18 protein-coding genes are annotated in these 22,287 nt (G+C 67.3%); 8 read left to right on the top strand and 10 right to left on the bottom strand.

Annotated features, from left to right (window positions below; genetic code table 11):
* Complete coding sequence (proC, locus tag RI032_RS04120; protein WP_322547899.1) at positions 1-822, top strand: pyrroline-5-carboxylate reductase; 822 nt, start codon at positions 1-3, stop codon at positions 820-822.
* Between the two features lie 59 nt (positions 823-881).
* Here proC and RI032_RS04125 read toward each other — a convergent pair whose 3' ends face one another.
* Positions 882-1,757, bottom strand: a complete 876-nt coding sequence (locus tag RI032_RS04125) for a LysR family transcriptional regulator (protein WP_057503301.1) — start codon at positions 1,755-1,757, stop codon at positions 882-884.
* Between the two features lie 98 nt (positions 1,758-1,855).
* Here RI032_RS04125 and RI032_RS04130 point away from each other — a divergent pair, with 98 nt between their 5' ends.
* Positions 1,856-2,458 carry a short chain dehydrogenase gene (locus RI032_RS04130; protein ID WP_010483701.1) on the top strand — a complete coding sequence of 201 codons (603 nt, stop codon included), beginning with the start codon at positions 1,856-1,858 and terminating at the stop codon, positions 2,456-2,458.
* A gap of 73 nt (positions 2,459-2,531) precedes the next feature.
* Here the strand turns inward: RI032_RS04130 and soxR are convergent, their stop codons facing one another.
* A complete protein-coding gene (soxR, locus tag RI032_RS04135) occupies positions 2,532-2,966 on the bottom strand; it encodes a redox-sensitive transcriptional activator SoxR (protein ID WP_019336938.1) in 435 nt (144 codons plus the stop codon).
* 29 nt (positions 2,967-2,995) lie between these two features.
* On the opposite strand from soxR, the gene RI032_RS04140 reads away from it, so the two are divergent.
* A complete protein-coding gene (locus RI032_RS04140; protein WP_322547900.1) occupies positions 2,996-4,417 on the top strand; it encodes an MFS transporter in 1,422 nt (473 codons plus the stop codon).
* Between the two features lie 38 nt (positions 4,418-4,455).
* Here RI032_RS04140 and RI032_RS04145 read toward each other — a convergent pair whose 3' ends face one another.
* Both RI032_RS04145 and RI032_RS04150 read right to left on the bottom strand, forming a co-directional pair.
* Positions 4,456-6,477: an esterase/lipase family protein gene (locus RI032_RS04145; RefSeq protein ID WP_049410240.1), complete on the bottom strand. Its 2,022-nt coding sequence runs from the start codon at positions 6,475-6,477 to the stop codon at positions 4,456-4,458.
* Positions 6,477-7,451, bottom strand: a complete 975-nt coding sequence (locus RI032_RS04150) for an Lnb N-terminal periplasmic domain-containing protein (protein ID WP_322548258.1) — start codon at positions 7,449-7,451, stop codon at positions 6,477-6,479. Before RI032_RS04150 ends, RI032_RS04145 begins: the two co-directional genes overlap by 1 nt.
* Before the next feature lie 171 nt (positions 7,452-7,622).
* Here RI032_RS04150 and RI032_RS04155 point away from each other — a divergent pair, with 171 nt between their 5' ends.
* On the top strand, positions 7,623-8,027 hold the full coding sequence (locus RI032_RS04155) for a GFA family protein (RefSeq protein ID WP_019336934.1): 405 nt from the start codon (positions 7,623-7,625) through the stop codon (positions 8,025-8,027).
* A gap of 276 nt (positions 8,028-8,303) precedes the next feature.
* Here RI032_RS04155 and RI032_RS04160 read toward each other — a convergent pair whose 3' ends face one another.
* Together RI032_RS04160 and RI032_RS04165 are read right to left on the bottom strand one after the other, a co-directional pair.
* The gene (locus RI032_RS04160; RefSeq protein WP_322547901.1) at positions 8,304-11,405 is read right to left on the bottom strand and encodes an efflux RND transporter permease subunit; all 3,102 of its coding nucleotides are present in this window, start codon (positions 11,403-11,405) and stop codon (positions 8,304-8,306) included.
* Positions 11,406-11,409: 4 nt separating this feature from the next.
* Complete coding sequence (locus RI032_RS04165) at positions 11,410-12,597, bottom strand: efflux RND transporter periplasmic adaptor subunit (RefSeq protein WP_224329071.1); 1,188 nt, start codon at positions 12,595-12,597, stop codon at positions 11,410-11,412.
* A gap of 156 nt (positions 12,598-12,753) precedes the next feature.
* Here RI032_RS04165 and RI032_RS04170 point away from each other — a divergent pair, with 156 nt between their 5' ends.
* The 3 genes from RI032_RS04170 to RI032_RS04180 all read left to right on the top strand — a co-directional run bounded on the left by RI032_RS04170 (position 12,754) and on the right by RI032_RS04180 (position 16,989).
* Positions 12,754-13,437 (top strand): response regulator transcription factor, encoded by a 684-nt coding sequence (locus RI032_RS04170; protein ID WP_010483717.1) that lies wholly within the window; start codon positions 12,754-12,756, stop codon positions 13,435-13,437.
* Positions 13,424-14,782 carry a sensor histidine kinase gene (locus RI032_RS04175; protein WP_322547902.1) on the top strand — a complete coding sequence of 453 codons (1,359 nt, stop codon included), beginning with the start codon at positions 13,424-13,426 and terminating at the stop codon, positions 14,780-14,782. The genes RI032_RS04170 and RI032_RS04175 overlap by 14 nt, the downstream gene beginning before the upstream one ends.
* A gap of 113 nt (positions 14,783-14,895) precedes the next feature.
* Entirely contained in the window at positions 14,896-16,989 is a 2,094-nt protein-coding gene (locus RI032_RS04180) for a TonB-dependent siderophore receptor (RefSeq protein WP_322547903.1), read from the top strand.
* A gap of 44 nt (positions 16,990-17,033) precedes the next feature.
* Here RI032_RS04180 and RI032_RS04185 read toward each other — a convergent pair whose 3' ends face one another.
* The 3 genes from RI032_RS04185 to RI032_RS04195 all read right to left on the bottom strand — a co-directional run bounded on the left by RI032_RS04185 (position 17,034) and on the right by RI032_RS04195 (position 19,864).
* Complete coding sequence (locus RI032_RS04185) at positions 17,034-17,921, bottom strand: LysR family transcriptional regulator (RefSeq protein ID WP_322547904.1); 888 nt, start codon at positions 17,919-17,921, stop codon at positions 17,034-17,036.
* A 38-nt stretch (positions 17,922-17,959) separates the two neighbouring features.
* Positions 17,960-18,832: an SDR family NAD(P)-dependent oxidoreductase gene (locus RI032_RS04190; RefSeq protein WP_322547905.1), complete on the bottom strand. Its 873-nt coding sequence runs from the start codon at positions 18,830-18,832 to the stop codon at positions 17,960-17,962.
* 168 nt (positions 18,833-19,000) lie between these two features.
* The gene (locus RI032_RS04195; protein ID WP_322547906.1) at positions 19,001-19,864 is read right to left on the bottom strand and encodes a DMT family transporter; all 864 of its coding nucleotides are present in this window, start codon (positions 19,862-19,864) and stop codon (positions 19,001-19,003) included.
* A gap of 132 nt (positions 19,865-19,996) precedes the next feature.
* Between RI032_RS04195 and RI032_RS04200 the strand changes: the two genes are divergently transcribed.
* Positions 19,997-21,376 carry an aminotransferase-like domain-containing protein gene (locus tag RI032_RS04200; RefSeq protein ID WP_322547907.1) on the top strand — a complete coding sequence of 460 codons (1,380 nt, stop codon included), beginning with the start codon at positions 19,997-19,999 and terminating at the stop codon, positions 21,374-21,376.
* Here RI032_RS04200 and RI032_RS04205 read toward each other — a convergent pair.
* Positions 21,315-22,259 carry a LysR substrate-binding domain-containing protein gene (locus RI032_RS04205; RefSeq protein ID WP_322547908.1) on the bottom strand — a complete coding sequence of 315 codons (945 nt, stop codon included), beginning with the start codon at positions 22,257-22,259 and terminating at the stop codon, positions 21,315-21,317. The genes RI032_RS04200 and RI032_RS04205 overlap by 62 nt on opposite strands.
* Positions 22,260-22,287: the final 28 nt, after the last annotated feature.

Consider the following 22,287-nt stretch of genomic DNA (forward strand, 5'->3'; position numbering starts at 1 on the left):
ATGGCAGCTGATTCCATCACTTTCATCGGCGGCGGCAACATGGCGCGCAGCCTGATCGCCGGCCTGATCCGCCAGGGCACACCCGCCGCGCACATCCACGTCGCCGAACCGGTGGCCGAACTGCGCCAGGCGCTGGCCGCCGACTTCGGTGTGCAGGTGCATGACAACGCGATTGATGCCGCTGCGCAGGGCAGCACCTGGCTGCTGGCGGTGAAGCCGCAGGTGCTGCGTGAGGTCTGCCAGTCGCTGCAGGCGCTGGCCCAGGCAAACCAGCCGTTGGTGGTGTCGATTGCCGCCGGTATCACCAGCGCGCAGCTGGAACGCTGGCTGGGCGGCAACCTCCCGGTAGTGCGCGCGATGCCCAACACCCCGGCCCTGCTCGGCGCCGGTGTGACCGGCCTGTTCGCCACCCCGTCGGTGGACACGCAGCAGCACGCACAGGCCGAGAAGGTGCTGGCCAGCGCAGGCCGCACCGTGTGGATCGACAGCGAGGCGCTGATGGATTCAGTGACTGCTGTATCCGGCAGTGGCCCGGCCTATGTGTTCCTGCTGGCCGAAGCGATGGAAGCGGCGGGTATTGCCCAGGGCCTGCCAGCCGACGCCACGCGCACGCTGGTGGTGCAGACCCTGCTGGGTGCCTCGCGCATGCTTGATGAAGCCGGTGAGAGCCCGGCCGAGCTTCGCCGCCGCGTGACCTCGCCGAATGGCACCACCCAGGCCGCGATCGAGAGCTTCCAGGCCGGTGGCTTCGAGGCCCTGGTGGACACCGCACTGCGTGCCGCACAGGTGCGTGGGCAGGAACTGTCTGCGGCGAATGATTGATCCCGATGCGTGCCGACCAACGGTCGGCACCCACCGTCATCCACGCCTGGCGTGGATGCTCATTGCCCCAATGTGGTCATGACGAAATCGACGAAGCACTGCAACCGCGGACGCGGCCTGCGGTCGGGCAGGTAGATCAGGTGCATCGGCCGTGGTTCGGGCAGGTAGTCGCGCAGCAGCGGCTTCAACCGCCCTGCCGCGATCTCACCGGCCAGCAATGCGGTCGGCTGCAGCACCAGCCCCGCGCCGGCGACCGCCGCTTCGCGCAACGCAAACCCATCATTGCAGGTCAGACGCGCCTCCCAATCCACCTGTTCGCCATTGGCCAACTGCCAGCCGTGGCCACCGCGCCAGGCCAGGTGGCTCAGGCAATCATGCCCCTGCAGATCCGCGGGCGTACGCGGCGTGCCGCGCCGGCGCAGGTAGGACGGTGCCGCACACAGGCTCATCGCATACGGTGGCAGCGGCCGCGCCACCACTTCCTGCGACGGCAGTGGCCCGACCCGGATCGCTACGTCGAAGCCGTCCTCGATCAGATCCACACGGCGGTTGCTCAGATCCAGTTCGATGTTCAACTGCGGCTGCGCGCGCAGCAGGCCGGCCAGTTGTGGCGCCAGCACGCAGCTGCCCCAGGTGGTGGGTGCGCTGACCCGCAGCAGCCCGCGTGGCTGTATCTGCAGTCCGGCCACGTCGGCCTCGGCCTGCTGCACCTGCTCCAGCACCTGCCGGCACCCAGCGAGGTAGGCGCTGCCGGCTTCGGTCAGGCGCTGGCGGCGGGTGTTCCGTTGCAGCAACGCGGTGCCCAGGTGCGCCTCCAGCTGCTGGATGTACTTGCCGACCATCACCGCCGACACCTGCAGCTGTTCGGCAGCCCCTGCGAAGCTCCCGCGCTCGGCCACGGCAACAAAGGCCTGCATGCAGCGAAGGGTATCCATTGCTAATCCAGAGTTAGGAATCTGCGAAGCATACGCCGCTTACCCAACCCCGCCGTGACGGCGCAGACTGCGCTCACTCCCTCACGCAAGGAACGGCCATGAAGATCCTCCTCGTCGGTGCCAGCGGCACCCTCGGCCAGGCAGTCGCCCGCCAGCTCGGCCAACAGCATCAGATTCTCGCCGCCGGCCGCAGCAGCGGCGAACTGCGCGTGGACCTGACCGATGACGCCAGCGTCGCCGAACTGTTCGCGCGTACCGGCCCGGTCGATGCGGTGATCTCCACCACCGGCTCGGTGCACTTCGGCCCGTTGCAGCAGATGACGCCAGCACAGTTCAACATCGGGCTGCAGGACAAGCTGCTGGGGCAGGTGCGGCTGGCACTGGCCGCCCAGCACCACCTCAACGCCGGCGGTTCGATCACCCTGACCAGCGGCATCATCAGCGCCCAACCGATCCGCGATGGCGTCAACGCCACCGCCGTGAACGCCGCACTGGAAGGCTTCGTGCGTGCGGCAGCACTGGAACTGCTGCCGCGCGGCCTGCGCATCAACGTGGTCAGCCCGAACGTGCTGATCGAATCGATGGCGGCGTACGGCCCCTACTTCCCGGGCTTCGAAGCCGTGAGCGCGCAGCGCGCGGCGCTGGCCTTCCAGCGTGCAGTGGAAGGCATCCAGAGCGGCGAGACGATCACGGTCTGGTAAGAAAAAAGGGGACGGAGGGGATTAAGTCGTTAATGCACAAACGACATAATCCCCTCCGTCCCGTTTTCGTGGGTCACTCCCAGCGCATCGGGCCGTCGCCGCGTTCGCCGAGGACGTCACCGGGGTTGGCCAGGCGGCAGCGCTGCAGCGACAGGCAGCCACAGCCGATGCAGCCGGTCAGTTCGTCGCGCAGCAATTCCAGCATGTGGATGCGCTCCTCCAACTCGGTGCGCCAGCGCGCGGACAGCTTGGCCCAGTCGGCCTTGGTCGGTGCGCGGCCCTCGGGCAGGCTTTCGAAGGCACGGCCGACGGCTTCCAGTGGCATGCCCACCCGTTGCGCGACACGGATCACGGCCAACCGTCGCAGCACGTCACGGCTGTAGCGACGCTGGTTGCCCGAGGTGCGCAGGCTGCTGATCAGCCCCTTGCGCTCGTAGAAATGCAGCGCCGAAACCGCCACGCCACTGCGCTGGGAGACTTCGCCAACGCTCAGTTCCTGGGACACCATTGCTTGACCTCAACTGCAGTTGAGGTGTCATGCTGCTATCTTCGCCGCCAGTTGACAAGCGCGGCCCGCATCTGACTCGTATGTCCCCCACTCTTTCACCCGCCGACGCCCGTGCACCGGCGGATACGTCGATCCTGTCCCCGCGCTACCGCGCCACCACCCTTGGCATGGTGGCGCTGGTCGCGCTGCACGCCTTCGAGGCCTTGGCGGTGGCGGCCGCCATGCCGACCGTGGCCGAGGCCCTCGATGGCCTGCGCCTGTATGCGCTGGCCTTCGGCGGCACCCTGGCCACCAGCGTGATCGGCATGACCCTGGCCGGACGCTGGGCCGACTGCCACGGGCCGGCACGGCCGCTCTGGTACGGGTTGGCCTGCTTCGTCCTAGGCCTGCTGCTGGCCGGCTTTGCCATGCGCATGGGCATGCTGGTGGCAGGACGGCTGCTGCAGGGCCTGGGCGCGGGCGCGATCTCGGTTTCGCTGTATGTGATGGTCGGCCGCAGCTACCCCGAGCATCTGCGGCCAAAGGTATTCGCCGCCTTCTCGGCCGGTTGGGTGGTGCCATCGATGGTCGGCCCGGCGTTGAGCGGCCTGATCGTGCAGCACCTGGGCTGGCGCTGGGTGTTCCTGGCGGTGCCATTGCTGGCGGTTCCGGCGGCCCTGCTGCTGCGCCCCGCGCTGGCACGCATGCAGCCCAGTCCTGCCGGCAGCGCCGATGATGGAGGCGGCAACGTGGTGCGCTGGGCCAGTGGTGCCTCGCTGGCCGCGTTGCTGCTGTACTTCGGCGGTCAGCAACAGGGCCTGCCTGCCTTGCTCTGCATCGGCGTGGCGATGCTGGCGCTGCTGTTCTGCGTGCATCGACTGCTTCCGCCCGGAACGCTGATCCTGCGCCGTGGCCTGCCCAGCGTGATCGCGCTGCGCGGCGTCGCGGCGGCCGCCTTCTTCGCCTGCGAGGCCTACCTGCCGCTGCTGCTGCAGCGCGAACGTGGCCTTTCGCCCAGCTGGGCCGGTGCCGTGCTCAGTCTCGGTGCGCTGGGCTGGTTCGCCGGCTCGTGGCTGCAGGGCCACCAGCAGCGTGGCTGGTCACGCCAGCAGCTGCTGCGCGCCGGCACGACGATGATGACGGTCGGCATCGCCGCAACGCTGGCGGTGCTGTTCAACGTGGTGCCACTGCCGGTGTCGCTGCTCGGCTGGGCCGTGACCGGCTTCGGCATGGGCATGATCTACGCAAGCCTGTCGGTGCTGACGCTGTCGTTGTCGGCGCCGCAGGAGCAGGGTGCCAACACGTCGGCACTGCAGCTGAGCGAGGCCCTGTCGGTGACCACCGCGCTGGCGGTTTCCGGCGCGCTGTTCGCGCTGTTCGTGCAAAGCGCACCCCACACCGGTTACGTGCTGTGCCTGGCGATCACCTTCGGCCTGGCGCTGCTGGCCACGGTGATCGCGCGGCGGGTGTAACGCCGCCGCATTGCGGGATTGCCGGCCAGCGGCCGGCACTACCGGGTGCCAGTCCCCATGTCATCAATATCCCGGTGCAGGATGCGCCGCACCTCCAGCACCGCCTGCGGGGTCTCCTGCACGCTGTGGCCGGAAATGATTACCTTCTCCGACAATGCGCCCGGCAGGTGTGCGCTCCAGTACGGCACCAGCCCGTCATCGGACTTCTCCACCGGCAGTTCCGGTTTGCGCTGGGCGATGATCGAGTGGTACTTCAGGCCCGCTTCGATCGGCAGCTGTGCGGCGGCCTTCACGAACGGATCGCTGGCCTTGAGGTTGTCGATGCTGTTCGGGATCTTCGGCTTGGCGGTGCCATCGACCTGCTGCTCGGCCTGCGCCAGTGCCATGAACACGTCCTCGAACTTGCCGAGAATGGTCAGCGGCAGTCGCACCAGGCGACCGATCAGGCGGCCGACCTTGTTGCCGGCGATGTCGGTACCCTGGTGCGGTGCGGCGATGAAGATCGCGCGTTCCACGTTCGGCTGCGCCTTGAAGTGCAGCAACGGCCCCAGCTTGTTCTGCACCCGCTTCAGGCGCTCACCCTTCAGGTCGTAGTTGGCCAGCAGGTCATTCCACAGCACGTCGCCCGAATCGCTGACCAGCAGGCGCGCCAGCACGCCGCCCATGCTGTGCCCGATGTAGACCATGTCCTTCGATGCACGCGTACTGCCGTTGGGGTCGAAATGCTTCAGCGTGTCGTTGAACGCATTGGCGATCTCGTAGCGGTTCAGTGCGATCGGTGCATTGGTCGGGTAATAGACCTGCCAGACCTGGAACTGCTGGCGCAGCTCGGGATCGCCCATGATCTCATTGGCCAGGTTCACCCAGGCTTCCGGGCTGCTGGCCAGGCCGTGCAACATGAAGATGATGCGGCGGTTGGGGTCCCACGGCTGCATCAGGTAGATGTGCGGCTCGCCGATGCCCTCGCTCATGCCGAACAGGGTGCGCAGCGACTGCCGGGCGAAACCGCTCTGCGCCAGCCACAGGCCATAGGCCGCGGTGAAATTGCCGGCCAGCGGTACCTGCTCACCGTGCAGGGTGATGCGCTCGGTGGCTTCCGGCGAATAGGCATCCAGCTCGACCCGGCGCGTGCGCATCACGTCTTCCAGGCTGCTGCCCTCGAAACGCAGCAGTGCGGTGACGTTGATCGAGGACATCTCGCTGAACTCAGGCACCGAGTCGTCATGGCGATGGCGGCGGCCACGGCGTGCGTCGTCCTCATCCTCCTGCGGCGCCTCGGCCTTGGGGCCATCGGCTGCGATCACCGGCGCGACCAGCTTCGGCGGGTCCATCACCATCACCAGCTCGGCACCGAAGCCATCGCGGCGATAGGTGCTGCGCAGGCCGACGAAGCTGACCGTACCCGCCGGCACCAGCTGCGCGGGAATGCTCTTCAGGTTCAGCTGCTGGTAGTTGGAGGCCAGCGACCAGCTGCCGACCGAAATCGGCTTCGTATAGTCCTCGCCGGCCAATGCAGCGGCACGCGCGCGCACGAACAGCACCACCGCCGCCTTCTCGGCCGCGTAGTTGTAGTAGTCGCGCACCTGCGTCTGCCGGTCCTCGAAGGCACGGTCGGATGGGGACCTGCCGCTGTAGAACAGATACGCATACGCGTAACGCGCCGCTTCCAGCCAGGCATCCAGTGCCGCATCGCTCATCGGCGGATCACCCGCTGCGGTCTTCTTCGGCGTCAGCGCCAGCGCGGCCTTCACCCACAATTCGGACAGCGCCGACAGCCGCTGCTCGACATTGAGGTCATCGGTCATCAGCAGCGTGCTGCGGCAGACCAGAAAGTCCTTCTCGCACTGCGACTCGTCCAGGCCCGCCGCGCTGAGCGTCTCGCGCGCGGCTGGGCTGAGCTTGCCGGTGTTGAGCACATCCGCGCGCTTGTTGACCAGCGAATCGCTGGATTTGACCTGCTTGACGGTCACCATCGCACAGCCGCTGCTGCCCAGCAGCAGGAAGGCGGCAAGCAGCGCCGGCAGCATGCGCTGCCAGCGGGTCAGAAAGAGTTGGGTCATTACTGCGGGTCCTGCTCGGTGCCGGGCACGCCCTGGCGGATCACGGTGGAGAAGTGCGGGCCATCGCCCAGGTCCAGCGCACGCCGGGTGATGCGGCCCTTGGCATGCAGCTCGGTGTACGGCACCCCCGGAGTGAGCGCACCGACCTCCTGCGCGTACTCGGCCAGGTAACCGGACAGCAGCAGGCGGTAATCCAGCGGCAGGCGCGGTGCGATGTGGCGGGCCAGGTCGAAGACGATGGTGGTGCAGTTGCTGGTCAACGTGTTGTAGAAGCCGGGCTTCGCATCCAGTTCGCGGGCCTGCGCGATGTACGCAGCGAACAGTTCCTTCAGCTGCGTGCGGTCCATGCCATGCAGGCGGTACAGGTAGACATCCTCGCCACGCGCGTTGGTGCGTGTGCGGATGATGTCGGTCTCCTCCGACGCCACCAGGGTCATCTCGAACTTGCGGAAGAAGCCGCCCAGCGCCGAGAACGACTCACCGCGCTCCTTGCGGATCTCCAGCGAGAACACCACGTGGCGACCGTCCTCGAAGCCGAACGAGATCAAGGTGTGGGCGATGGCCCGGCCCATCCAGTACGACAGCACCAGGTCGGCCGAGCGCAGCTGGTCCAGGTCGTACTCGCGGCGCACCCAGTGTGCGTCATAGTCGGTTTCAGTGCGCCAACTGAAGTCACGCACATTGTCCAGCACGACGTGGCGGCCATCGAAGGACACCACGTGCAGGCGCTGCGCCACGTCATCGGCCCACAACCGGTCCTGGCGCGGGGTCAGCAGCAGCCACCACAGGCCGGCCAGTGCCAGCGATGCCCCGAACGCCAGACCCAGGCGGCGCGAGGCACGGCCCCGCGCGACCCGCCACGACGCCCACAGCGCAACCAGCAGCCACAGCCCGGCGACGCCGGCGGCCAGCCAGCCCGGCCCAGGCAACTGATAGGCCAGCAGCCCGGTCACCCACAGCGCCAGCAGCGCCATGGCACTTCCTGTCATCCAACGTCCTGCGGCGTTCACTGGCATCCTGTCGCGGTCTTGAAGCCGCATAGTTAGCCACAAGCGGGTTCACCGTGGCATCTACGGCCCGTTCAGGCAGGCCGGCGCACCGTCGGCGGCGGCCTCTGCGGCCAGATTCACCTCACAGGAGCAACGATGGGCATCACTTCCGTGGCCGGCGTTCCGGTCCAACCCCGGCATCGCGCCACCTGCCACTGCGGCACGGTCGAACTGCTGCTGGACCTGCCTGATGGCATCGTCGACCCGCGCCGCTGTGACTGCTCGATGTGCCGCCGCCGTGGCGCCATCGCCGCCAGCGTCGCACGCGCGGGCCTGCAGGTGGTGCGCGGGCAGAACCACCTGCAGCTGTACCAGTTCAACACGCATGTGGCCGAGCACTATTTCTGCGGCGTGTGCGGCATCTACACCCACCACCGGCGTCGTTCCAACCCGGACCAGTACGGCTACAACGTGGCCTGCCTGGAGGGCATCGACCCGTTCGCACTGGGCATCATTCCGGTCAACGACGGGGTCAACCACCCGGCCGACCGCGGCGACTAGCCTAGTGGCGCGTCCGCCGTGGAGGTGCGGCGACCTTCTGCCACGGCGCCATGCCACTGCGGCCGGCCCGCACCGGGCGTTTCAGCCAGGGCCGACGGGGCGTCGCCTGTGGTTCGGCAGCGACCGGGGGAGGGACAGGTCTGCGGCCGGGCCAGAGATGATCGAGCAGCCACATGGCGGGTCTCCGTGGGGGACGGGGACGACCTACGCTAGCGACAGCTGGGCAAAGGACGGGTGATGGCGCTGCGGCAGCCAGATGACAGCCGCGCCCCCCCCTCACTCCTGCCGCCGTGACCGGCCCAGGCGGCGCACCAGCACGAAGAACAATGGCACCAGCACCACCGCCAGCACCGTGCCGGAGACCATGCCGCCGATCACGCTCATGCCGATCTCACGACGGCTGACCGCACCGGCACCGGTGGCCAACGCCAACGGAATCACGCCGGCCACAAAGGCCAACGACGTCATCACGATCGGCCGCAGGCGCAGGCGTGCGCCCTGCAGCGCGGCCTCCACCGCTGAACTGCCCGCGCGATAGCGGGCCTCGGCGAACTCCACGATCAGGATCGCATTCTTGGCTGACAGGCCGATGGTGGTCAGCAGCCCGACCTGGAAGTAGATGTCGTTGACGAAGCCCGCCGCGGTGGTCGCCAGCACGGTACCGATCACGCCCAAGGGAATCACCAGTACCACGGCCACCGGCACCGTCCAGCTTTCATAGAGCGCAGCCAGGCACAGGAAGATGAAGGCAATCGAGGCCAGGTAAAGCCACAGCGTCTGGTTGCTGGCCAACCGCTCCTGGTAGGACAGGCCACTCCACTGCAGGTCGAATCCCGCCTGGTCCGCAATCAGCGCCTGCATGCGCTGCATCGCCTCGCCCGAACTGCGTCCTTCGGCGGCACTGCCCTGGATCTGCATCGCCGGCAGACCGTTGAAGCGCTGCTGCAGCTGGGGTCCGCGCGCCCAGTGGCTGCTGGCGAAGCTGGCGAACGACGCCATCTGGCCGTTGCCACCGCGCACATACCACTGGCCGATGTCGTCGGGCACGCTGCGGTAGGGCTGGTCACCCTGCATGTAGACCCGCTTGACCCGACCGCGATCGAGGAAATCGTTGATGTAGCTGCCGCCCCAGGCCGCCGACAGGGTGGAATTGATGTCAGCCTGGGACAGCCCCAGCGCGCTGGCCTGCGCATGGTCGATGTCCAGCCGCAGCTCGGCCTTGTCGCCCAGGCCGTTCAGGCGCACCGAGGTGAGCCCATCGTCTTCGCCGGCCGCACGCACCACCTGTTCCTGCGCCGCCTGCAGGGCCACGCGCCCGGCGGCGCTGGTGTCCTGCAACCACAGTTCGAAGCCGCTGGACTGACCCAGTCCACGCACCGCCGGCGGTGCCAGCACATTGACCCTGGCATCGGGCAACCCGCGGAAGTAGGCATTGGCACGCGTGATGATCGCCGCAGCGGTGTTGTCGCCGGTACGCTCATCCCAGGGCTTCAGTGCGAGGAAGCCCTGTCCGGCGTTCTGGCCGGTGCCGGCATTGTTGCGGCCAACCACCACGAACACCACGTCCAGGTTCTGCTTCTCGTGCTCCATGAAGTAGCGGCTGATCTGCTCGCCCAGCGCTTCGGTACGCGCCATCGGCGTGCCCTCCGGCGTGGAGAACTGGAAGGTCACCTGGCCCTGGTCTTCCACCGGCAGGAAGCCGGTGGGCATGCGCGCGTACAGCGCAATCATGGCGACCACCACCAGCAGGTAGAACGCCATCCAGCGCCGCGGCCGGGCGACCACGCCACCGAGCTTTCCCTGATAGGCCAACTGGCTGCGCTCGACACCCCGGTTGAAGGCCCTGAAGAAGCGCCCCTGCGGTTTCTGCGCCGAAGATGGCTTGAGCAGGGTCGCGCACAGCGCCGGGGTCAGCGTCAGCGCGACCAGCGCCGACAGCGCCATCGCAGATGCAATGGTGATCGAGAACTGGCGGTAGATGATGCCGGTGGAACCACCGAACAGGGCCATCGGCAGGAACACCGCGCCCAGCACCACGGTGATGCCGATCAGCGCGCCGGTGATCTCGCCCATCGATTTTTCGGTGGCCTCGCGTGGCGGCAGGTGCTCGTCGTGGATGATGCGCTCCACGTTCTCCACCACCACGATCGCGTCGTCGACCAGCAGGCCGATCGCCAGCACCATCGCAAACAAGGTGAGCGTGTTGATCGTGAATCCGGCGACCGCCAGCACGCCGAACGTGCCCAGCAGCACCACCGGCACCGTGATCGCGGGGATCAACGTAGCACGCAGGTTCTGCAGGAACAGGAACATCACCACGACCACCAGCACGATGGCCTCGATGAGGGTATGGATGACACCCTCGATCGAGACCCGCACGAACGGTGTGCTGTCGCGCGGATAGGCGACCTGCAGCCCGGGCGGGAACGTTGGTCGCAGGCGTTCGATCTCCTCACGGACCGCATCCGCGGTGGCCAGCGCGTTGGCCCCGGAGGCCAGCGTGACCGAGAAACCCGCCGCCGGATAGCCATTGAGATAGCTGCTGGTCTGGTAGTTCTCGGCACCGATCTCCACCCGTGCCACGTCGCCCAGGTGCACTGCAGCGCCGCTGGGAAGCGTGCGCAGGATGATCGCGCGGAACTGTTCGGGCGTCTGCAGCCGCGACTGGGCAGTGACGGTGGCATTCAGGCTCTGCGTTGCGCTGGATGGCAATGCGCCCAGTTCGCCGGCCGTGACCTGGGTGTTCTGGGCCTGGATGGCCGTGCGCACGTCGGCCGGCATCAGGTCGTAGGCGCGCAGCTTGTGCGGGTCCAGCCACACGCGCATCGCATACGCCGAGCCGAACACATTGATCTCGCCGACACCCGGAATGCGGCTGATCGGATCCTGCACGTTGCTGACCAGGAAGTCGGAAACATCCACCCGTTCCATGCGCCGGCTGGTGTCATACAGCGAGACCACCATCAGCGAGTCGCCCTGCGACTTGGCGACCGTCACGCCCTGCTGCTGCACTTCCTGCGGCAGCCGGTTGATGGCCTGGTTGACGCTGTTCTGCACCTGGACCTGGGCAATGTCCGGGTTGGCGCTCTGGTCGAATGTGACCGTGATGCGCGCCTGCCCCGATGACGAACTGGTCGACGAGAAATACAACAGGTGATCGATGCCTTTGATCTGCTGTTCGATCACCTGGGTGACGCTGTCTTCCACCGTCTGCGCCGAGGCGCCGGTGTAGTTCGCGGTGATGTTGACCTGTGGCGGTGCGATGTCCGGGTACTGTTCGACCGGCAGCTGGCTGACGGCAATCGCGCCAAACGCCATGATGCAGATCGCCAGCACCCAGGCGAACACCGGGCGATGGATGAAGAAGCGCGGCAGCATCTGCTCAGTCCTTCCCGGCCGGTGCCGGCGTGACTGCCGCTGCGGGCTTCACCTGCACCGGCATGCCATCGGAGAGCCCCTGTGCGCCGGCCACGACCACCCGTTCACCTGCAGCAATGCCATCCAGCACCAGCCACTGGTCGCCCACCGCACGCGCGGTACGGAACAGGCGCAGCTTCGCCTTGCCCCCCTCATCCACCACCCACACCTGCGCCTCGCCCTTCGGACTGCGGTCGACCGCAGCCTGTGGCACCAGCAGCGCCTGCTGGCGGGTGCCCTGCCCCACCAGCGCGCGCACGTACATGCCTGGCAGCAGCTGCCCGGCGGGATTGGGAAAACGTGCACGCAGGGTGATGCTGCCGGTTTCCTGCTGCACGTCTATATCGGCAAATTCCAGAGTGCCGGGCAACGGATACGCGCTGCCATCGGACAGGCGCAGCCGCACCGCAGCGGTGGTGGCCTGCACGCCACCGTCGGCGATGGCGCGGCGCAGGGCCAGGTACTCGTTGCTGGACTGGGTGATGTCCACGTTCATCGGGTCGACCTGCTGGATCCGCGCCAGCGGGTTGGCCTGGCCCGAGGTAACCAGCGCCCCCGGTGTGAACAGCGCACGACCGATGCGCCCGGCAATCGGCGCGGTCACCGTGGCAAAACCAAGCCGCGTACGAGCGGTATCCAGGCTCGCCTGTGCCGCCTGCACCGCGGCTGCGGCCTGCTGCCCACTGGCGATGGCGTCATCCACGTCCTGGCGCGCGGCCAGCTGCTCGCCGCCCAGCGCCTGCATCCGTTGCGCGCGCAGGCGTGCGGTCACTGCCGCCGCTTCGGCGGTTTTCAGGTTGGCCTGAGCTTGATTCAACGCCGCCTGGTACAGGGCCGGTTCGATCTGGAACAAAGGCTGCCCGGCACGCACGGTTTCGCCCTCCTCGAACAGGCGTTTCACCAGCACGCCATCCACCTGCGGGCGCACATCCGACTCCTGCGATGCGATGGTCCGCCCCGGCAGCTCCTGTTCCATCGCCAGCGGCCTTTCCTGCAGGGTCAGCACCTCCACCTCGTGAAGCCTGCCGGCCGGCGTGGGCGCATCCTTGCCGCAGGCCGACAGCAGGCCGAGCAGAACGAGCGCAAGCAGCAGAGGCCGCCGGAGCCGCAGTGGCCGGGCATGGCATGGCAAGGGCATGTGCAGGAGGTTCATCGGGTGCCGGGGTTCCGCGCGTCGTGGGGAGACGCTCGGCGCCGAATATAGAAGACCTGTGCGCGGAATCCGGCGAATCGCGCATGAAACATTTTTCATTTGCAGTCACCGCGAGCGGTTGCGAGGATGGCAGCCATCCAACCTGCACAATGGCCCATGCCGCGCGTACTCACCATCGAGGACGACCTTGTCACTGCGGAGGAAATCGCAACCGAGCTGCGCAGCCATGGCTTCGAGGTCGACGTTGCCGTTGATGGCACTGCCGGCCTCGCATTGGCGCGTGCGGGCGACTACGCGGTGATCACCCTGGACCGCATGCTGCCCGGCATCGATGGCCTGGCGCTGGTCACTGCGCTGCGGCGCGAAGGAATCGTCACCCCCGTACTGATGATCAGCGCGCTGTCGGACGTGGACGAGCGCGTGCGTGGCCTGCGTGCAGGCGGCGACGATTACCTGACCAAGCCGTTCGCCTCCGATGAGATGGCGGCCCGCGTGGAGGTATTGATCCGTCGCCAGAGCCAGGCCGGCCCTGCCGACAGTGTCCTGCATGCCGGCGACCTCGAACTGGATCTGATGACCCGTTCGGCCCGGCGTGGCGGGCAGGAGATCAGCCTGCTGCCGACCGAGTTCAAGCTGCTCGAATTCCTGGTCCGCAATGCCGGCCAGGTGGTCACCCGCAGCATGCTGTTCCAGGAAGTCTGGGGCTATCACTTCGACCCCGGCACCAACCTGATCGATGTCCACATCGGCCGCGTGCGCAAGCGCATCGAGCAGCCGGGCCGCCCGCAACCTATCACCACCGTCCGTGGAACCGGCTATGTCTTCGATGCGCAATCCTGACCAGTGGCGCTCGTCCAGCAGCCGCCTGCTCGGGTTGTACTGCATCCTGTTCGTGGCCTGGTCGAGCCTGCTGCTGGGGGTGATGTACTGGCGCATCTCGGACTATCTCAATGACCTGACCGAATCCGGGCTGCAGCAGCGTGCCCATCTGTTCATGGCATTCGACGGCCAGGCACTGGACGATGCGTTGCGCGACAGCCAGCGCTTCGACCTGCACCAGGTCTACACCTACGGATTGTTCAGCGGCGACGGCGCGCCATTGGCTGGACCGCTGACCGCCATCCCAGCGGGACTGCCGCTGGATGGCAGCTCGCATCCGGTGGAAGGCTGGACATTGGTCGATGGAAAGCACGAGAGCGGCGGCAGCGCACTTGGCGTAGCGACCCGGGACGGGCGGACGCTGGTGTTCGTGCGCCAGAACGGCAAGCTCATGGCGGTCAACAGCATCATTCTCGATGCACTGCTGTGGGGCGTGTCGCTGACCGTCATCCCTGGCCTGGTCGGATGGCATCTGCTGCGCCGGCGCCCGTTGAAGCGGATCCAGCAGATCGAAGCGGCCACCAGCCGCATCGTCGCCGGCGACCTCGGCCAGCGCCTGCCGGTATCCAACCGTCGCGACGAGATCGATCGGCTGTCGAGCATCGTCAATGCCATGCTCGAACGCATCGAGCAGCTGATGACCGAGGTCAAAGGCGTGTGCGACAGCATCGCCCATGATCTGCGCACCCCGCTCACCCGCCTGCGGGCGCATCTGTACCGCATGCGCGTCGGTCTGGACGAACAGGATCCGCATGCCGACCCGCTGGACAAGGCATTGGCTGAAACGGACATGCTGATGGCGCGTTTCACCGCGCTGCTGCGCGTATCCGAACTGGAAAGCCACCAGCGGCGTTCGGCCTTCGACGAGGTCGACCTTGCCGAGCTGCTGCAGGAACTGCACCAGTTCTACCTGCCACTGGCCGAAGAGAAGCAGCAGTTGCTGGAGCTGCAGGTGGATCCACAGGCCGGCCTGCTGCGCGGCGACCGTGAGCTGTTGTTCGAAGCGGTGGCGAACCTGCTGTCCAACGCCCTGCAGTTCACCCCTGCGCACGGCCGCATCCTGCTGCGTGCGGTCGACGATCACGGCGCGCCGAGGATCGATGTGATCGACAACGGGCCGGGCATCCCGCCGCAGGACCGCACGCTGATCTACCAGCGCTTCTTCCGTGGCAGCAGCGCCAGCCAGGGACCTGGATTCGGCCTGGGCCTGTCGATCGTGGCCGCCATTGCCGGCCTGCACGGCTTCCGGCTGCGTGTGGGCAGCGCCCCGGGCGGCGGTGCCTGGCTGAGCATCCGCGGCGCCTAGGAAGGCCTGCCCTGACGCCTGTCCCGAGTGACTCAATCGCATTTGGGAATCATTTGTATTTGCAGTCGGGCATCCGGATAATCCGCCGTCACCGCCTTCCCGGATTCCTGACGATGCCCGCTCTGTCGCCGCGCCGCCCGCTGCTGTACACGCTCGTCCTGCCCACCCTGCTGGTCTCGGCCATCGCCCAGGCCCAGGACGGCCCGGCGGCACGCACCCTGGACAAGGTGACCGTGGTGGCCGAGCGGGCCAGCACCGCGACCAAGACCGACACCGCCCTGACCGAGACGCCGCAGGCGATCAGCGTGGTCACCCAGCAGCTGTTCACCGATCGCGGCGCGCACAACCTGCAGGAAGTGCTGCGCTACAGCGCCGGCGTCACTGCCGATGCCTGGGGCCTGGATACCCGCAACGACGCGACCTCGGTGCGCGGGCTGGACCCCGTGCAGTACCAGGATGGCCTGCGCCGCAGCTACGGTTTCAGCCCCCTCGCCCGCCCGGAAATCTATGGCCTGGAGCGGGTGGAAGTGCTGCGCGGCCCATCCTCGGTACTGTACGGTGCCGGCGCCACCGGCGGCATCATCAATGCGATGAGCAAGCGCCCGACCTTCGGCGCCCTCACGGGCGAGGTCGGCGTGCAGTTCGGCAGCTTCGACCGCAGGCAGCTTCAGGGTGACATTGGCGGCGCCTTGAACGATGCCGGTACGCTTGCCGGCCGCTTCGTCGGGCTGATGCGTGAATCCAACATGCAGACCGATGTACTCAACGATGACCGCATCTACCTGGCGCCCTCGATCAGCTGGCGCGGCGACCGCAGCACGCTGACCCTGCTGGCCAGCTACCAGCACGACAGGACCGGCTCCAGCCAGCAGTTCCTGCCGCTGGTCGCGACCCTGCTGGCACCGCCGGGCCGCCGCCTGGACACTTCCACCTTCATCGGCCACCCCGGCTTTGATCGCATCGATTCGCGCGTCTACAGCCTGACCGCGCTGTTCGACCACAGCTTCAATGACGTGCTCAGCCTGCGCTCGGCGGTGCGCTACATCGATGGCAGGACCACCCTGCAGCAGATGTACGTGGACAGCTACAGCAATCCGGCAGATCCCTACATCGATGCCGACCGCCGCGTGGTCAACCGCACCGCCTACGGCACCCGCCCCGACGTGCAGATCTTCAGCGCCGACAATGCGCTGCAGTTCGACTTCGCCACCGGTGCCTTCCAGCACCTGCTGCTGGCCGGGCTGGACTACAGCCAGCACAAGGAGAAGCTGCAGCGGCTGGATGCCACCGGCACGCCGATCGACATCTACGCCCCGGTGTCGGCCGCACCGGTCGTGCGTGGCTGGGATCGTCAGCCGGACCAGACCTCCACCCAGCTGGGTGTCTATGTGCAGGACCAGATCCGCTGGGCCGACCGCGTCTCGCTGGTGCTGGGCGCGCGCCGCGACCATGCGCGCTCGAAGACCGAAGGCCAACCCAGCCAGACCGACAACGCCACCACCTACCGCGCCGGCCTGATCGGTGACCTCGGCGCCGGAGTATCGCCCTACCTGAGCTACAGCGAATCGTTCCTGCCGGTCACTGGCCAGGACCTGTTCGGCCAGGCCTTCAAACCAATGCGTGGCCGCCAGAGCGAGGCCGGCATCAAGTGGCAACCGGCACGCAATCTGCTGCTGACGATGGCGGCGTACCGCATCACCGAAACCAACCGGCAGACCAACGATCCGGACAACGTGCTGAACGTGGTGCAGACCGGGCAGATCCGCTCCAAGGGCCTCGAGCTGGAAGGCCAGTTCCAGTTCGCCAACGACCTGACGATCACCGCCGCGGTGGCCCGCAACGAGGCCGAAGTCAGCCGCAGCAACTTCGCGCTGGAAGTGGGCCAGCGCCTCAACGACACCCCGCAGGACCTGGCCTCGGCCTGGGTCTCGAAGGGCTTCCAGCTGGACGATGCCGCACGCCTGCGCCTGGGGCTGGGCGTGCGCCATGTCGGCAATACGGCGTCGCTGGGCAATGGCGGGCGCATCATCACGCCCAGCTACACGCTGGCCGATGCATTGGTGGAAGTGCAGGTGACCGACTGGACGATGGCATTGAACATCACCAACCTCACCGACAAGCGCTACTACGCCCCGTGCCGCACGTTTGGCGACTGCTTCGCCGGCTACCCGCGCGTGGTCACCGGGACCATCAGTTATCGGTTCTGACCGAGGATCACGCTGACCGCCGATTCAGCAGGTGTACCGGCGGCTCAGCCGCGGGCAGTCAGCTTCGCCACGTCCAGAAAATTGCCAAGCACCGGTGACGGTGGTTCCGGGCGCATGCAGAACTGCAGAGCGAAACCGGCGGCTTCGCCCTCCAGCACGCGATAGACGATCTCCTGCGGGCGGAAGCTGGCCATGCTGGCCGGCACGATCGCCACGCCGGCGTCCACCGCCACCAGTGACAACACCGCGTGCATGCCCTGCGCTTCCTGCACCACGCGCGGAGTGAAGCCCGCTGCGGTGCACAGGCCCAGCACCTGCGCGTGGAAGCCGATGCCCTCGCCCGCTGGCCATGAAACGAACGGCTCGTCAGCCAGCATCGCCACACTGACCTCCGGCGCGTCGGCCAATGCATGTGCACGTGGCAGCGCAATCGCCAAACGGTCGTGGTCGAAGTCGTGCAGCACCAGCTCAGCTGCGGCAATCGGTGGAATCAACACGCCGACGTCGATGCGCTGCTCACGCAGCCACAACTGCTGCTGGTGCGACGTGGCTTCCTGCAGGTGCAACTGCACCTGCGGGTACTGCTGGCGGAAGCGGCGGATCAAACCTGGCAGGCGGCCATACAGCGCACTGCCGACATAGCCTACGCGCAGGCAGCCAGACTGTCCGCTCGCCGCCTCGCGCGTGCGCTGCAACGCCTGCTCAGCCTGCTGCAGCGTCGCACGTGCCTCCACCAGCAACGTCTGCCCGGCCACGGTCAGGCCCAGGGTGCGGTTGCCGCGCACGATCAGTTCACATCCGAGCACGTCTTCCAGCCGACGTATCGCTGCCGTCAGTGGTGGTTGCGACATGTGCAGGCGGGCCGCGGCGCGGTGGAAATGCAGTTCTTCGGCCACGGCCACGAACTGGCGAAGCAGGCGCAGGTCGATCATCTGGGAGCAGGCAGTCGAAACCTGCCTAGGGTACGCCCTCAGCTACGCGCGTCCACGCTGGCGCGGGCAATGGCCGGCCACTGCAATGCCACCGACTCGATGCTGTCTGCACTGACCGCACGCAGATCGCGTGGATACGCCACGTGCTCGGCCTCCTGCAGGCGCAGTGCATGGAACTGCCCGTTGCTGGCGCGCAGCGTCCATCCGCCCTCGTGGCAGCGCGTGGATGCCAGATAGGCTACGCCCTGCGCGACCGCCTCCGGATGCAGTTCGTCGGGTTCGCCTTCGATGCCCCACATGCGCGTCTTCGCTACCGGCGAAACCGCATTGACCACGATGCCGTGCTCGGCGCCTTCCAGGGCCAGCACATTGACCAGGCCAAGCGCGGCCAGCTTGCCCATCGCATAGGCAGAAAGTCCGCGCTGTGCGTACTGCGGATACAGCGCGCGATCGGAGGTGGTGATGACGATGCGGCCACCACCCGCCTCGCGCATCGCGGGCCACGCCGCCTGCGCCAGCCACAGCGGCGTCTTCGCCGCCAGGCACAGCGTCTGATCCAGCGCCTCGTCCTCGATCGCTTCCAGCGGCTGGTACTCGACCCAGCCCGCGTTGTGGATCAGGAAATCGATGCGGCCATGTTGCTGCAACAGATCCTGCACCAGCGCGTGGCAACCCGAGCGATGGTCGATGGGACCGCTTGCGGCCTGCACCGGCAGACCCTGCCCCTGCAGCGCTTCGACGCTGCACAGGATGCGCTGCGGATCGGCGCCTCGGCCATCGGTACCGGCACCGACGTCATGCATCACCACCTGCGCACCGCGCTCGGCCAGCACGCGGCTGTAGGCCAGGCCCAACCCACCCGCGGCACCGGTCACCAGGCCCACCTGACCCTCGAAGGAAATACGCGACATCGGCTTCATGCGCACAGCTTGGGCCAAGCGCACCGCCCCGGCCAATACCGTTGACCACCGCCCACGATACGCCCTCGCTATCACCGGAAAAAGGGGACGGAGGGGATTAAGTCGTAACTGGCCCTGCTGTGCCTGAAACGACTTAATCCCCTCCGTCCCCTTTTCTGTTCAGCGACTGAAGCGGCGCGCGCCGGCCACGCAGATCACCGCGACCACGGTCACCAGCACCATGCTGAGGCTGACCGCTTCATGCAGCAACAGCGCAGCCAGCGCCAGGCCGAAGAACGGTTGCAGCAGCTGTAGCTGGCCGACCGCGGCGATTCCACCCTGGGCCAGCCCGCGATACCAGAACAGGAACCCGAGCAGCATGCTGAACACCGCCACGTAGCCCAGCGCCCACCACGCCGAGGCACCGACCGCAGTGAACGAGGCCGGACGCATCAGCACCGTCAGCGGCAGCATCACCGGCAAGGCCAGCAGCAACGCCCAGCTGATCACCTGCCAGCCGCCCAGATGACGGGCCAGCCGGCCGCCTTCGGCGTAGCCCAGCCCGCACACCACGATGGCTGCCAGCATCAGCAGGTCAGCTTGCAATGACGCCTCGATGCCGTTGCGCACTGCATAGCCCACTACGCAGGCGCTGCCCAGCAACGAAAACAACCAGAACGCCGGGCGCGGCCGTTCGCCACCGCGCAGCACGCCGAACACGGCCGTACTCAGCGGCAGCAGGCCGAGGAACACGATGGTGTGTGCCGATGACGCATGGCGCAGCGCAAGCGCGGTCAGCAGCGGAAAACCGACCACAACGCCGAGGCTGACCACCGCCAGTCCGGGCAGGTCGCTGCGTCGCGGAAAGGGTTGGCGCAACAGCAGCAACAGGCCCAGGCCGAGTATGGCGGCGATGGTGGCGCGCGCGGCGGTAACGAACCCGGCGTCCAGCTGCAGCACTGCCAGGCGGGTGGCTGGCAACGAGCCGGCAAAGATCACCACACCGATGAAGCCATTGATCCAACCACTCGCCGACCGTTCCACGTCTGTACTCCCGGGGTGCCGGGCGGTGCCCGGCGGGATCTCCATGGAAGCACCTGCGGCCCGCGCCCCCCAGCTACAATCCAGTACAGTTTCAAATAACTGTACTGCCCACACTTACAGCACACTTTCGCCATGACGCGCCCGCTTACCCGCATCGAATCGGTCATCCAGGCCGTCCGTACCCGTATCGGCACGCGGGTGGATGGCCCCGGCTCACGCCTGCCCTCGGTGCGTGCGCAGGCGGCGGCGATGGGCGTGTCGGTCTCCACCGTGGTCGAGGCCTACGAGCGCCTCGCCGCCGAAGGGCTGATCAGCGCGCGTGCCGGTTCCGGCTTCTATGTCAGTGGACCGGCCGCACCGCTCGCCCTGGCCGAAATGGAACCACGCCTGGACCGCGCGGTGGACCCGCTGTGGGTGTCGCGGCAATCGCTGGAAACGCCGGCGGGCCACCTCAAGCCGGGCTGCGGCTGGATGCCCAGTGATTGGCTGTATCACGACGGCGTGCGCCGCGGCCTGCGCCGACTGGCGCGTGCCGATGCCATGCAGCTGGTCGACTACGCCGGTCCGCTCGGGCTGCCCGCATTGCGCCAGCTGCTGCAACGGCGCTGCGCGGCGCTGGGCATTGATGCACCGATTGAGCAGATCCTGCTGACCGAATCCGGTACGCACGCGGTCGATCTGCTCTGCCGTTTCCTGCTCAAACCCGGCGACTGCGTGCTGGTGGATGATCCGAGCTACTTCAACTACCACGCGCTGCTGAAGGCGCACCAGGTGCAGGCCATCGGCGTGCCGTACACGCACAGCGGCCCGGACCTGGAGGCGTTCGCGCAGGCACTTCAGGCGCATTCGCCACGGCTGTACATCACCAACTCGGGCCTGCACAACCCGACCGGCGCGGTGCTCTCGGCCAGCACCGCGCATCGGCTGCTGGGGCTGGCCGAACGCAGCGAACTGATCATCGTCGAGGACGACATCTTCGCCGACTTCGAACTGCAGCCGGCACCGCGCCTTGCTGCGCTGGATGGGCTGTCGCGGGTGATCCACGTCGGCAGCTTCTCCAAGACCCTGTCAGCCGCTTCGCGCTGTGGCTACATCGCTGCACGCCACGACTGGATCGAAGCGCTGACCGACCTGAAGCTGGCCACCAGCTTCGGCGGCGGCCATCTGGCGATGCAGTTGATGCACATCGCGCTGACCGACAGTGGCTATCGCCGCCACATGCAATCGGTGCGCTCGCGCCTGGCCGATGCGCGCCGGCACACACTGCGGAAACTGCACACGCTGGGCATCACGCCGTGGCTGCAACCGGAAGCCGGCCTGTTCCTCTGGTGCCAGCTTCCCGATGGCCGCGATGCTGCTGCGCTGGCACGGCAGTGCCTGCGCGAAGGCATCGTGCTGGCCCCGGGCAACGCGTTCAGCCAATCGCAGCGCGCGGCCGACTATGTGCGTTTCAACGTCTCGCAGTGCCAGGACCCGAGGATCTGGCAGGTACTGGCACGCGCGCTGCGTTGAGCTGGTAATGCGCGACCAGCGCATCCACCACCACGCGCACGCCCGGCAGCTGGCCGCGACGATGCGGCAGCAGCACGCTGGTGGTGACTTCGCCGGCATGCCACGCCGGCAGGACCTGCTGCAGGCGGCCAGCAGCGATGGCCGCCGCACACAGGCTGTAGGGCAGCACGGTGATGCCAAGACCCGATTCTGCCGCCGCGATCAGCAGCTGCGATTCATTGCCGACCAGCGCCACCTGCGGCTCCACCTGAACGGTGCCGGCGTCGGCGCTGTGCAGCGTCCAGCGCGTTGCATGGCGCGCGGTCAGCAGGCCGCCATGCGCGCGTAGCTGCTCGGGCGTGTCCACTGCCGGCGCGGCTGCCAGATAACCAGGGGACGCCACCAGCACGATGCGTTCGCTACCGAGCATTCGCTGCACCAACCCGGAATCCGGCAGCGGACCGAAGTGGCTGCGCAGGGCGATGTCGATGCCCTCCTGCGCCAGATCGATGAAACGATCACTCACTTCAACTTCGATGCGCAGCCGCGGATAGCGGCGGGCCAACGCGGGCAGGCACGCGGCGAGCTCGCCCTGCACCACCGGAATCGAAGCGCTGATGCGCACGGTGCCGCTGGGTTCGGCCTGGCGGTCGCGGACAATGGCCTCGGCAGCCTCTACCTCCGACAACGCTGCGCGTGCGCGTTCGAAGAACGCCTGGCCGACCTCGGTCAGCGCGAAGCGGCGCGAACTGCGTTGCAGCAGCCGCACCTCGAGGTGTTCTTCCAGCAGCGCCACGCGCTTGCTAAGGGTCGAGCGCGGCAGGCCCAGATGGCGCCCACCTGCGGCGAAACCACCCTGCTCCACTGCGGTCACGAACAGGGCCAGATCATTGAGGTTGAGCATGCGCAACGTCCACACGTGTGGACTTCAG

The sequence above is a fragment of the Stenotrophomonas geniculata genome, from assembly GCF_034508895.1.
Classification (GTDB): domain Bacteria; phylum Pseudomonadota; class Gammaproteobacteria; order Xanthomonadales; family Xanthomonadaceae; genus Stenotrophomonas; species Stenotrophomonas geniculata.